This is a genomic window from Streptomyces sp. A2-16 (genome assembly GCF_018128905.1).
GTDB lineage: Bacteria > Actinomycetota > Actinomycetes > Streptomycetales > Streptomycetaceae > Streptomyces.
The window spans coordinates 2,627,890-2,639,485 of the sequence record NZ_CP063808.1; the positions used below are offsets into that span (position 1 = coordinate 2,627,890).

At 71.5% G+C, this 11,596-nt stretch carries 9 protein-coding genes and 1 pseudogene; 4 read left to right on the forward strand and 6 right to left on the reverse strand.

Annotation, left to right across the window (positions count from 1 at the left end; genetic code table 11):
• Positions 1–35: 35 nt before the first annotated feature.
• The 3 genes and pseudogenes from IOD14_RS11865 to IOD14_RS11875 form a co-directional block, all read left to right on the forward strand.
• On the forward strand, positions 36–1,076 hold the full coding sequence (locus IOD14_RS11865) for a rhamnogalacturonan acetylesterase (RefSeq protein WP_123992375.1): 1,041 nt from the start codon (positions 36–38) through the stop codon (positions 1,074–1,076).
• Between the two features lie 78 nt (positions 1,077–1,154).
• The gene (locus IOD14_RS11870; RefSeq protein ID WP_212670209.1) at positions 1,155–2,846 is read left to right on the forward strand and encodes a DUF2264 domain-containing protein; all 1,692 of its coding nucleotides are present in this window, start codon (positions 1,155–1,157) and stop codon (positions 2,844–2,846) included.
• A gap of 83 nt (positions 2,847–2,929) precedes the next feature.
• Positions 2,930–3,121, forward strand: a pseudogene (locus IOD14_RS11875) (hypothetical protein); the annotation flags it as partial.
• Here IOD14_RS11875 and IOD14_RS11880 read toward each other — a convergent pair.
• Together IOD14_RS11880 and IOD14_RS11885 are read right to left on the reverse strand one after the other, a co-directional pair.
• Complete coding sequence (locus tag IOD14_RS11880; protein WP_123992377.1) at positions 3,116–3,907, reverse strand: alpha/beta hydrolase; 792 nt, start codon at positions 3,905–3,907, stop codon at positions 3,116–3,118. The pseudogene IOD14_RS11875 and the gene IOD14_RS11880 overlap by 6 nt on opposite strands.
• Complete coding sequence (locus IOD14_RS11885; protein ID WP_212670210.1) at positions 3,900–4,487, reverse strand: TetR/AcrR family transcriptional regulator; 588 nt, start codon at positions 4,485–4,487, stop codon at positions 3,900–3,902. The genes IOD14_RS11880 and IOD14_RS11885 overlap by 8 nt, the downstream gene beginning before the upstream one ends.
• A 163-nt stretch (positions 4,488–4,650) precedes the next feature.
• Here IOD14_RS11885 and IOD14_RS11890 point away from each other — a divergent pair, with 163 nt between their 5' ends.
• Positions 4,651–5,901 carry an MFS transporter gene (locus IOD14_RS11890; RefSeq protein WP_212670211.1) on the forward strand — a complete coding sequence of 417 codons (1,251 nt, stop codon included), beginning with the start codon at positions 4,651–4,653 and terminating at the stop codon, positions 5,899–5,901.
• 57 nt (positions 5,902–5,958) lie between these two features.
• Here IOD14_RS11890 and IOD14_RS11895 read toward each other — a convergent pair whose 3' ends face one another.
• The 4 genes from IOD14_RS11895 to IOD14_RS11910 form a co-directional block, all read right to left on the reverse strand.
• Entirely contained in the window at positions 5,959–6,759 is an 801-nt protein-coding gene (locus IOD14_RS11895; RefSeq protein WP_212670212.1) for an ABC-2 family transporter protein, read from the reverse strand.
• A gap of 5 nt (positions 6,760–6,764) precedes the next feature.
• Positions 6,765–7,568, reverse strand: a complete 804-nt coding sequence (locus tag IOD14_RS11900) for an ABC-2 family transporter protein (RefSeq protein WP_212670213.1) — start codon at positions 7,566–7,568, stop codon at positions 6,765–6,767.
• Position 7,569: 1 nt separating this feature from the next.
• Complete coding sequence (locus IOD14_RS11905; RefSeq protein WP_212670214.1) at positions 7,570–8,574, reverse strand: ATP-binding cassette domain-containing protein; 1,005 nt, start codon at positions 8,572–8,574, stop codon at positions 7,570–7,572.
• A 139-nt stretch (positions 8,575–8,713) separates the two neighbouring features.
• On the reverse strand, positions 8,714–11,587 hold the full coding sequence (locus IOD14_RS11910; protein ID WP_123992383.1) for a glycoside hydrolase family 2 TIM barrel-domain containing protein: 2,874 nt from the start codon (positions 11,585–11,587) through the stop codon (positions 8,714–8,716).
• Between the last annotated feature and the right edge of the window lie 9 nt (positions 11,588–11,596).

Genomic DNA, 11,596 nt, shown 5'->3' on the forward strand with positions numbered 1-11,596 from the left:
CCGCCAGGCCTTGTCGTCCGTCTGAGGAGCCTCGAATGAGACGTTTCAACCTCGCCGTGCTGGCGGCGGTCACCCTGAGCGCGGGCCTGACCGCCGTACCGGCACAGGCGCACTCCGGCCGTCCCCTCGGCATCGAGAACTGCACCACCGCCGGCTGCCACTTCGACGTCCCGCCGGGAACGTACGACGTGAAGGTCCTCCTCGGCGGCGACGCCGCGTCGAGCACGAGGATCAGCGGTGAGACCCGGCGTTCCCTGCTGCCGGAGACGGCGGTCGAGGCCGGCGAGCGGGTCTCCCGCAGCTTCACCGTGAACGTCCGCACCCCCGAGGGCGAACCGACCGGCCCCGACGGCACGCCGGGCCTCGACCTGGTGCTGGGCGGCTCGGCCCCCGCGCTCGCCGACATCAAGGTCACCCGCGCCCGGCACACCCGCCAGATCCTCCTGGTCGGCGACTCCACGGTCTGCGACCAGCCCGGCGACCCCTACTCCGGCTGGGGCCAGCAGCTGCCCCAGTACCTGCGCAAGGGCGTCTCCGTGGCCAACTACGCCGACTCCGGCGAGAGCACCGTGACCTATCTGTCCGAGCCGCGCCTGTGGGCCACCGTCCAGCCGCTGATCCACCGCGGCGACCTCGTCCTGATCCAGCTCGCCCACAACGACAAGACGACCGACGAGGCGACGTACCGGGCGAACCTGGAGACTCTGGTCGCGGGTGTGAGGGAGAAAGGCGGGAACCCTGTCCTCGTGACGCCCATCGTGCGACGCTGGTTCAACTCGGACGGCACGCTGAACAACGGGACGGCCCTGCTGGTCAACGGCCTCGGGGTGGACCATCCCGCAGTGATCCGCTCGGTGGCCGCGGCCGAGGACGTCCCGCTGATCGACCTGACGGCGAAGACGAAGGCGCTCGTGGAGTCCCTCGGGGTGGAGGGCTCCAAAGCGATCTATCTCTACAACGAGAAGAGAGACAACACCCACACCTCCGTACATGGCGCCACCGTGTACGCGGGCCTGGTCCGCGACGAACTGCTCGCACAGGGGCTGGTGCCCGAAGGGGCCGTGAGGGTGGGATAGACGCCTGGGGCGTCCCGACCGGAACCGGGGCGCCCCAGGTCTGTGTTGCGAGCCTGCGAGTCGAAGATGAGAGAGCCGATGCAGCTGCCCCCCGAGGACCGCACCCTCAGCCCCCTGACCGGCTACACCCGCGCCCACTGGGAGGCCGCCGCCGACTCCCTGCTCGCCGCGGTGGAGCCGTACGCCACCGAGGACCGCGCCCTCTACCACCTCCCCGGCGACCGCCAGAGCTGGACCGGACGCCTCTCCGACGGCCTGGAGGGCTACGCCCGTACGCTCCTGCTCGCGGCCCTCCGCCAGGACGAGACCGCGCTGGAGCGGTACGCCGACGGACTCGCCGCGGGAGTCTCGGGCGTCTGGCCCCGGATCGAGGACCGCACCCAGCCGTTGGTGGAGGCCGCGTCGATCGCGTTCGCGCTGCGGATCACCAAGCCGCTGCTGTGGGACCGACTGGACGAGGCCGTACGGCAGCGCGCCGCGGCCTGGCTCGGCGACGCCCTCACCGCCGAGGCCTGGCCCTGCAACTGGGAGCTCTTCCCGGTCACGGTCGCCGGCTTCCTGTCCTCGGTCGGCTGTGAGCCGGAGGCTTCCCGCAAGGCGATCGACCGCGGCCTGGAGCGCATCGAGCAGTGGTACGTCGGCGAGGGCTGGTACACCGACGGCGACGGCCGCAAGTTCGACTACTACAACGGCTGGGCCATGCACCTCTACCCGGTGCTGCACGCCTGGCTGGCGCAGGACGACCGGCTGATGGATCTGTACGGCGGTCGGCTCTCCCGCCATCTCGAGGACTACGCCCGCCTGTTCGGCGCCGACGGGGCCCCGATGCACCAGGGCCGCTCACTGACGTACCGCTTCGCGACGACGGCCCCCCTGTGGCTGGGCGCCCTGACGGGCCACACCCCGCTGCCCCCGGGCGAGACCCGGCGCCTGGCCTCCGGAGCCCTCAAGTACTTCCTGGACCGGGGCGCGGTGGACTCCCACGGCCTGCTCACCCTCGGCTGGCACGGCCCCGATCCGGCGGTCCTGCAAGGCTATTCGGGCCCGGCGTCGCCGTACTGGGCCAGCAAGGGCTTCCTCGGTCTGCTCCTCCCGGCGGACCACGAGGTGTGGACGGCGGTCGAGGAACCGGGTCCGGCGGAGCGCTCCGACGCGCTCACCTCGATCTCCGCCCCCAACTGGCTTCTGCAGTCCACCGTTTCCGACGGCCTCGTCCGCCTCCACAACCACGGCAGCGAGGACGTCCGCTACGACCCGTACTACACCCGCCTCGCCTACTCCACGGTGACCGAGCCCGCGCCGTCGTACGACAACAGCCTGATCGTGGACGGCGATCCGAGCCGTACGGAGATCGAGCCGCTGGGGGTGGGGCAGGGCTGGGCGGCCTCGCGGCACACGGCGGCCGGGGGCACGCGGGTCTCCAGTGTCGTGCTCGCACGGGGAGCCGTGGAGGTACGCGCCTTCCTCGTCACCGGGGCCGAGCCCGGGACCTCGGTCCGGGTGACGGGATGGGCCGCTCGGGACGGCGTCCACACCGAACTCCTGCCCGCGGTGGGGCTCGACGGGGAGCTGAGCGGGGTGACGGGGGCGGGCGACAGCTTGTTCGTGGCGCTGGCCCGGCTCACCGGTGAGGCGGGTGCCGTGCCTCTGGGCGAGGCGGTCACTGTACGGGACGTAGGGGCGGGGGAGTTGACGGTGGCGTGGAGCGAAGGCCCCGAGACGAGGGTCCGGCTGCGGAGCTCGGGAGTGGAGATCACCGCCGCGTCCTGAACTGCCTCGGCCAGTATGAGGATTGGGCGTTCCGTCCTTCTGGACCGCGAGGGCACCCGTGATCCGCGCCGACACCACTTCGCTTCACTCAGGAGGACCTGGACGAGGCCCGCAGCCGTCTCACTCGGCTCGCCCGCGTCTGGGCGAACCGCCTCGACGCCCTCACCGTGCACCAACTCGACCACTCACCCGGCGAAGGCTGGACCTTCCGTGAACTCGCCCTGCATCTCGAGGAGTCCACGTACTGCGCCGACGCGCTCGGCGACCTGTCATGACCGCACGCCGGTCCCGAGCAGTGTCCGCGTGAGCCGTTCGGCGAAGTCCACCGGGTGCTGGAGGACGCCGAGGTGTCCGCCGGGGAACTCCGTGAAGTCGGCCTGCCGTGTCTTCGCGAGCGATTCCGCGGTGCGGTACAGGAGTTGGCCGCGCGAGTCGGTGCCCGCGGCGACGGTGAGGCGGGCCTTGAAGGGGCCCGCCTCGGGGACGTACGACGTGAAGGGCTGGATCACATGCGCGAGGGAGAGTGCCATCGGGTTGGTCAACTCCTCCTCACGGGACAGAGGTTGGCCGTCCGGCAGCTCCCCGGCCTCCCGCTCCTCCAGCACGGCGGTCATCAGAGCGCCCGCCGCGGCGAGCCCCTTGGCCCGGTAGACCTCGCAGACCTCCCGGAACGCGGCCTGCTGCCGCACCCCGTCCGGCAGCACCCCCACGCACGGCGGCTCGTGCGCGACGACGTGCCGCAGCCGCTCCGCGTGCCGGGCGAGCAGATCGAGCGCGGCGATGGCCCCGGCGCTGGAGCCGAGGACGTACGCCGCGCCGCCCTCGGGGAGCGTCGCGTCGAGCACCCGCCGTGCGCCGTCGCTCCAGTCCTGGACCCGCTGGTCCTCGACGGGTTCGCCGAGGCGGCCGTGGGCGAGGCCGAGGGGGTCGTAGGTGACGACGGTGAAGTGCCCGGCGAGCGACTCCGTCATCGGGCCGAGGCCCATGGGGTGGCCGGCGCCGCCGGGGAGCAGCAGCAGTAGGGGGCCGTGGCCGGTGATGTCGTAGTGCGGGTCAGTCATCGGTGTTCTCCTCTTGGGGCCAGTTCTCGAGTGTCACGTGCAGGGCGTCGACCGCCCTGTCCCAGGACTTCTGTACGTCGCGGGGGGCGCCGAACCCGCCCGCCGACTCCAGGGCGCAGTAGCCGTGGAAGGTGGCGCGCAACAGGCGTACCGCGTCGGTGAGATCGGGTTCGGCGAGGCCGTAGGCGCGGAGCATGCCGTAGGTGATCTCGGCGGTGCGCCGGAGCGCGGGGGTACCGGCGATCAGCGACTGGTCGATCCGGATCTGCGTGGCCGCGTACCGCCCCGGCCGCTCCAGCGCGTACGCCCGGTAGGCGCCGGCGAAGGCGACGAGCGCGTCCTTCCCGGCCCGCCCCGCCACCGCGACGGCGATCCGGTCGATCATCTCGCCGCCGGCCAGCAGGGCGACCCGGGTGCGCAGGTCCTGAAGGTTCCTGACGTGCGCGTACAGACTCGCGTCCTTCACCCCGAAGCGCCGGGCCAGGGCGGCCAGCGTGACGTGCTCGAAGCCGATCTCGTCGGCGAGATCGGCGGCGGCCTCGGTGAGGCGGTCGGCGGTGAGGCCTGCGCGGGGGACCATGCGTACTCCGTAACCTAGGGATCCTAGGTAAAATACTGGAAGGCCCAGGAAAAGGCCCGGGATTTACGGCCCCGGTCGCGCGCAGCGGGGGCCGGGTACGGAAATTCGTTGGGGGAGCCGTCACCGGTGGTCCTAGGGTGGCCTGGGCGTCCGGGGGAGGGGCATGGCGTACGAGGCTCGGCGGGACCGGAGAGCATCCGGGGCCCCTCCGTCCGAGGACCCCGCGTCCCCGCTGTGGCGGCACCGCGACTTCGTCGTCTTCTGGGCCGCCCAGACCCTCTCCGTCCTCGGTGACTCCTTCGCGTTGATCGCCCTGCCGCTGCTGGTGCTGGAGGCGACCGGGTCCGTCGCTCGGATGGGGCTGCTGACCGCGGTGGGCGGGGCCGCCTCGGTCGTCGCCGCCGTGTTCGCGGGGGTCGTGGTGGACCGGGTCGACCGGCGCCGGCTGCTCATCGGGTGCGATCTCGTGCGGATGGTGCTGTACGGGGTGATCCCGGTGGTGTGGCTGTTCGGGCCGAAGGTCTGGCTGCTGTACGCGGTGCTGCCGGTGTGCGAGGCCGTCGGGATGCTGTTCGCCGTCGGATACGTCACCGTCGTACGGAGTCTCGTCGACACGGGTCGACTCACCGAGGCCAACGGGCGGTTGAACGCGACCGCCGCCGCGGCCGGGGTGCTCGGACCGGTGTGCGCGGGAGTAGTGGCGGCCTGGACCGGACCCGCCACCGCGGTCGGCGTGGACGCGGCGAGCTTCGGGGTGTCGGCACTGTGCACGCTCTTCGTACGGTTCCGTCCCCGCCCCGCCCGGGCGCCCGAACGCACCGGCCTGTGGCGTGACCTGCGCACCGGAGCGGCGTTCCTGCGCCGGCACCCGGTGCTGCGCTCGCTCACCGTGCTGCTGTTCGTGTTCAGCTTCCTCACCCTCGGCCTGAACGACCTGGTGATCTTCCACCTCAAGCACGACCTCGGTCACGACGACGGCACGGTCGGCACCGTCATGGCCGTCGGCGCGCTCGGCACCATCACCGGGGCCCTGCTGGTGGCCCGGGTACGCCGACGGCTCGGCTTCGGCGCGGTCTGGACCGGCTCGGTCGCGTTGTGCGGGATCGCGTTCGCCGGAATCGCGTGGGCCCGGGACGTCCCCGTCCTGGCGGCGCTGTGCGCGCTCTTCCTCGCCGGCGGCGGCATGGCCGGCACCTGCTCCATGTCCCTGCGCCAGGAGATCACACCCGAACCCCTCCTCGGCCGCGTCACCTCCGCCTTCTGGACCCTGCACTACTCGGTGGCCCCGATCGGCGCGGCCGTCCTGACCTGGGCGGCGGAACACCGGGGCACGACCTCGGTGGGCCTGGTGGCGGGCGGCTGCTGCGTCCTCATCGCGGCCGCCGCCCTGCTCACTCCGGTTCGACGTGCCTGACACCACGGCCCGGAGCCGTACCGAACCCGTGCGTCCGGCAGAGCACCGGGAGGTGTCTCACCCGTTGATCCCCGCGTAGTGGCGCAGACTCCACCGCCACAGCATCCGTGACGCCAGGTACGCCACGACCCCCACCAGGGGCGACACCGCCGCCAGCCAGTACGGGACGCCCGTGTCGTGGCCGTGGCCGGTCAGGACCGCGGCCGGGAAGTAGGCGACGAAGGCGAGGGGGAGGCCGTAGGTCAGGAGGCCGCCGACCGCCTTCGGGAGGACGTTCAGGGGGTAGCTGCCGAAGGTGCCGAGGAGCTCCTCCAGCCAGCGGCTCCAGTAGTCCGCGGCCGGGTAGCGCAGCGCCGCGCAGGTGACCGCCGTGAAGAGGGCCGCCTCCAAGAACATGCCGCCGATGATCGCCGCGATCAGGTAGGAGACGCGGCCCGCTGTCCAGTCCAGCTCGCTGCGGCTGAGGGCGCCGACCATCAGGCCCACCGCGACCGTCAGGTCACCGATCGCGTTGGTGGGGAAGAACTCCAGCTGTAGCTGTCGGTGCACCGGCATCGGGCGGGTCAGGTAGATGCCGATCCTGCCCTCCTGGATCTGCCGGCCGGAGCCGTGCACCCGGCCCAGGAAGAGCACGAACAGCCCGTGCGCGAGCATCCGTGTCGCCGGGATCAGCAGAACCTCCGAGCTGTCCCAGCCGCCCATGCCCGTGAACCGGGTCAGCAGCACGGTGGCGAAGACGATCACCGACACCTGCCAGATCGCACCGATCGCGATCATCAGCAGGAACTCGGTGCGGTACTCCAGTTGGGCACGGAAGTTGAGCCGCGTGACGCGCCACGCGATCCGCATGCCGTTCACAGGCCTCAGCCTCCCTGGGAGATGACGCGGCGGGCGGCCCGCCGCCACAGGAAACGGGTGAACAGGGTGAGCGCCACGACCCAGAACGCCTGGATCGCCAGCTGGCCCGCGGCGTCGGAGAGCGGGATGCGGCCGATGTAGATCGACAGCGGCACGCTCAACGTCGCCTGGAACGGCAGGAATCCGCTCAGCGTGATGAACCAGTCCGGGAAGAACCACAGCGGCGCGTACACCCCGGACAGCAGGTTCTGCGCGAAGATCAGGATGAGCATCGCCGCGTTGTTGCGGACGGTCCAGAAGCACAACTGGTCCAGGAGCAGCAGCACGTTGTACAGGACCACCTGACCGAGCAGCAGACTGAGGGCGAACACCCCCGCCACCGCGGCCGACCGGGGCGGATCCACCACACCGGCCACGAGACAGACCAGATAGCCGCCGAGTGCCCATGCGAACCCGTACAGCTGCTCGCCCAGCGCGCGCAGAGCGTGGTAGCGCTGCGGCGGCAGCGGGCGCAGGTACCAGTAGACGATCGTGCCGAAGTGCATGTGCTGCAGGACGGTGTCCCGGCCCGTGTACTGGTCCAGCTCCCGCAGCCGGGAGGCGAGCACGGCCAGTACCGCGTAGGTGACGGCCTGGCCCTCGGTGAGGCCCGCGGTGGTGCCGGTGTGGGAGTACAGGCCGTGCCACAGGGACGCCACCAGGATCACCTGGACGACCAGGCGGACCAGGACGGCCGTCATCCGGGGCGGTGCGTGCAGCTCGCCGAGCGGGGTGACGCGGGCGGCGCGCCAGGCGTGCAGGACGGCCATGTCAGATCGTCCCGGCGTGCGCGTAGGCCGCCCGCATCACGTCTTCGAGGTCGGCCTCGTCGATGGCGACGCCCGCCACCTCGTACCGCTCGATGACCGCCTTCAACGCCTGGTGCACGGTGGGGGAGTCCGGTCCGTCCGGGCTGTCGGGGCCGAACACGACCTGCGGGCCCTCCTTGCTCAGCACCGCTATCCCCGGCAGCGGGACGACCTCGGTGTGCGCGTCGGCCAGGGTCGCGCGGACCTGCCAGGTCGAGCCGAACTTGCGGCGGATCTCGTCGAGGCCGCCGTCCAGGACGAGCCGGCCGTGGTTGATCAGGACGACCCGCTCGGCGAGCCGCTCGACCTCGGTCATGTCGTGGGTGGTCAGCAGGACCGTACGGCCGCGCTCCTCCACCTGGTGGCGCAGGAACTCCCGCACCTGCTCCTTGACCACCACGTCCATGCCGATGGTCGGCTCGTCGAGGAAGACGACCGGCGGGTCGTGCAGCAGGGCGGCGGCCAGGTCGCAGCGCACCCGCTGGCCCAGGGAGAGATGGCGCACCCGGGTGTCCCAGAACGTGGACAGTTCCAGGATGTCGTCGAACTCCGCCAGACGCGCGGCGTGTTCGGCCTTCGGCACCTCGTAGATGTCCCTGAGGATCGAGAACGACTCGCGCACCGGCAGGTCCCACCACAGCTGGGTGCGCTGCCCGAACACCGCGCCGATGTTGCGGGCGTTGCGTTCGCGATCCTCGTACGGCACCACGCCCGCCACCCGGGCCTCGCCCGAGGTGGGCGTGAGGATGCCGGTGAGCATCTTGATGGTGGTCGACTTGCCGGCGCCGTTCGGGCCGAGCAGGGCCAGGAGTTCGCCGGCCGCCACGTCGAAGGTGATGTCCGAGACGGCGTGCTTGGCGACCCGCTCGGGGTTCACCAGGGAGCGCAGGGTGCCGGCCAGGCCGGGGCGACGGACGGTGGTGCGGAAGGTGCGCGACAGGCCGCGAACCTCGATGTTTCCGGGCACGCTGTGAACTCCCTTGTGGTGAACAAGAGGTGCGGCCGGTCGGCTTGGAGGGCCGACCGGCCGCGGGTACACCATGACCGTCGCAGAATGCCGATCACACTGGCAATGGATTAATCCACTGGTGAATTGGACTAATCGATCACCGGGAGAGCGCGGAGAACACGAACGAGAACTCCGCCGGTTCGGCCCGCAGGTGGTACTGCGGGAGGGGGCCGGGACCGCAGGACTGCGAGCCGACTCCGTGGTGGCCGTGGTCGAGGTTCACCCACACCGTGTCACCGGCCCGGAGATCCGTCAGATGCGCCGCCGCGTCCAGCTGCTCGGTCGTCCAGCGCCGGGCGGTGAAGGAGAACTCCGGGTCGCCCTCGATCCTGAGGCCGCCGAGCTCCACCCAGCGGACGTCGGCGCGGGCGCCGTTCTCCTGCGGGCGCAGGTACGGCGTCTGGAGCTCGTCCACGCTTGCCTGCCAGCGCCCGACCATGGACGCCTTGCGGGTGTCCGGGTAGGCCTCGCCGGGGCCGCCGCCGAACCACTTCACCTGGTCCGCCTCGGGCAGCCCGAGCCGGACGCCGAGCCGGGGCAGCGGCTGCGTCCACTCGCCCTCGGGGGCGACGGACACGGTCAGCCGCAGCTTCTCGCCGTCCGAGGTCCAGCGGTAGACGGTCGCGAGGCCCACCTCGCGGGCGGCGGGCGCCACCCGGGTCCGCACGGTCAGCGCGTCATCGCCGACCTCCACCGAAGCCAGCCGGTGCCGCATCCGGTGCAGGCCCAGCGTGCGCCACAGCGCGCTGTACTGGATGCCGGAGTTCCACTCCGTGCCCTCGTCGTTGTCGGTCGTCGCCCGCCACACGTCCAGACGCGGGTTCTCGACGGCCACCCCCGCGATCGTCCGGAGCGCTCCGGTACGGGCGTCGAAGGAGGCCGGGCCCAGGGTGATCAGCTTCTCGCCGCGCACGGGCCGCTCGGTGGGCGCGACGGAGGGCCGTACCGCGGAAGAGGCCGGGAGCTGGCCCCACGCGACGACATGTCCCTTCGGCGCCCAGGCCGTGTCGGACGCCAGCAGCGCCCGGACGGTCCACTGTGCCTCCGCGCCCTCGTGGGCGGGCGGCTCCGGCAGCTTCAGGTCAGCCGACTCGCCCGGTGCCAGCGCGGGGACCGAGAGCGTGCCCGCCTCGACCGTCTCGCCGTCCACCTGGTACGCCCACTCGAAGACGAGCTCGGACAGGTCCGCGAAGTCGTACTTGTTGGTGACGCGTACGGTGCCGTCGGCGCCGTCGATGCGGACGGGCTCGATGACCTTCTTGTACTCGACGAGCCCGGGGGAGGGCGTGCGGTCCGGGAAGATCAGGCCGTCGCAGACGAAGTTGCCGTCGTGCAGTTCCTCGCCGAAGTCGCCGCCGTAGGCGTAGCCCAGCTCGGCGTGCTTGACGCCGTGGTCGATCCACTCCCAGATGAAGCCGCCCTGGAGGCGGTCGTACTTCTCGAAGAGCTCCTGGTAGTCGGCGAGGCCGCCGGGGCCGTTGCCCATGGCGTGGCCGTACTCGCACTGGATGAACGGCAGCTCGCGGCGCTTGTGGGTGCCCCCGTCCAGCTCCTTGCCGATCTGCTCGACCTCGCCGTGGAAGGCGTACATGCGCGAGTACACGTCGGTGTCCCGGCAGTTCCAGTCGCCCTCGTAGTGCACGAGCCGCTCGGGGTCGCGCCCGTGGATCCACTCGGCCATCGCGGTCAGGCCGCGGCCGGTGCCTGCCTCGTTGCCCAGGGACCAGAAGACGATCGAGGGGTGGTTCTTGTCGCGCTCGACCATGCGGGCCGCGCGGTCCAGGAGGGCCGGGGTCCAGCGGTCGTCGTCGACGGGGTTGTCGCGCCAGTCCTGCTCGGTGAAGCCGTGGGTCTCCAGGTCGCACTCGTCGATGACCCACAGGCCGTACTCGTCGCACAGGTCGAGGAAGGCGGGGTGCGGCGGGTAGTGCGAGGTGCGCACGGCGTTCAGGTTGTGCCGCTTCATCAGCAGCACGTCCTCGCGCATGGTCTCGACGTCAAGGGTGCGGCCCGTCTCCGGGTGCCACTCGTGCCGGTTGACGCCCTTGAACAGGATCGCCTTGCCGTTGACCTTGATCAGGCCGTCTTCCAGGGCGATCGTGCGGAAGCCGATGCGCAGCGGCACCCGCTCGCCCTCGGTGACCAGCTCGCCGTCGTAGAGCCGGGGGCGCTCGGCGCTCCAGGGGGCCACGAGGGCCGTCGCCGACTCACCGGTCGCGACATCGATGTCCAGGGCGGGCACCAGGACCCGGCCGTCGACGTCGGAGTCCACGCGCAGCGTGCCCTCGCCGGTGAGGTGGTCGTAGGAGGCGTGCACGAAGAAGTCCAGGACGCTGCCCGCCGGGCGGTGCAGCAGGGTCACCTCGCGGAAGATGCCCGGCAGCCACCACTGGTCCTGGTCCTCCAGGTAGGACCCGGCCGACCACTGGTGCACCCGGACCGCGAGGACGTTGCCCTTCGGCTTCAGCAGATGGCCGACGGCGAACTCGTGCGCGAGCCGGGAGCCCTTGAACTCGCCGATGTCCGTGCCGTTGAGCCAGACCCGGGCGCAGGACTCGACGCCGTCGAAGCGGATGACGGCGCCGCCCTCGGAGAGCGCGGGCCAGTCCTCCGGCAGGTCGAAGACGCGCAGGTGGTCGCCGGTCGGGTTCTCGGTGGGGACGTGCGGCGGGTCCACTGGGAAGGGGTAGAGGTGGTTGGTGTAGATCGGCAGCCCGAAGGCCCCGTCGCCCTGGAGGACCCAGTGCCCCGGGACCGTGACCTCGGCCCAGCCGGCGGCGTCGTATCCCTCCTCGGCGAAGGAGTCGTCCTCGGCGTCGGCGGTCGCCGAGAGCCTAAAGCGCCAGGCGCCGTCGAGGGACAGGGCCTTCGCGTCGGAGGACGGGTACCAGGCGCGGGGCGGGAGGGCCCCGCTGCCCGGGGACACGTCCTCGACGTAGTCGAAGGCGCTGCTGGTGGTGCGGAAAGACATCGGTCTCCA

Bases quoted from the DNA above. Each gene is read 5' to 3' on its own strand.
- IOD14_RS11865 (WP_123992375.1), top strand. From the start codon at position 36: ATGAGACGTTTCAACCTCGCCGTGCTGGCGGCGGTCACCCTGAGCGCG.
- IOD14_RS11870 (WP_212670209.1), top strand. From the start codon at position 1,155: ATGCAGCTGCCCCCCGAGGACCGCACCCTCAGCCCCCTGACCGGCTAC.
- IOD14_RS11880 (WP_123992377.1), bottom strand. From the start codon at position 3,907: ATGACTGACCCGCACTACGACATCACCGGCCACGGCCCCCTACTGCTG.
- IOD14_RS11885 (WP_212670210.1), bottom strand. From the start codon at position 4,487: ATGGTCCCCCGCGCAGGCCTCACCGCCGACCGCCTCACCGAGGCCGCC.
- IOD14_RS11890 (WP_212670211.1), top strand. From the start codon at position 4,651: ATGGCGTACGAGGCTCGGCGGGACCGGAGAGCATCCGGGGCCCCTCCG.
- IOD14_RS11900 (WP_212670213.1), bottom strand. From the start codon at position 7,568: ATGGCCGTCCTGCACGCCTGGCGCGCCGCCCGCGTCACCCCGCTCGGC.
- IOD14_RS11910 (WP_123992383.1), bottom strand. From the start codon at position 11,587: ATGTCTTTCCGCACCACCAGCAGCGCCTTCGACTACGTCGAGGACGTG.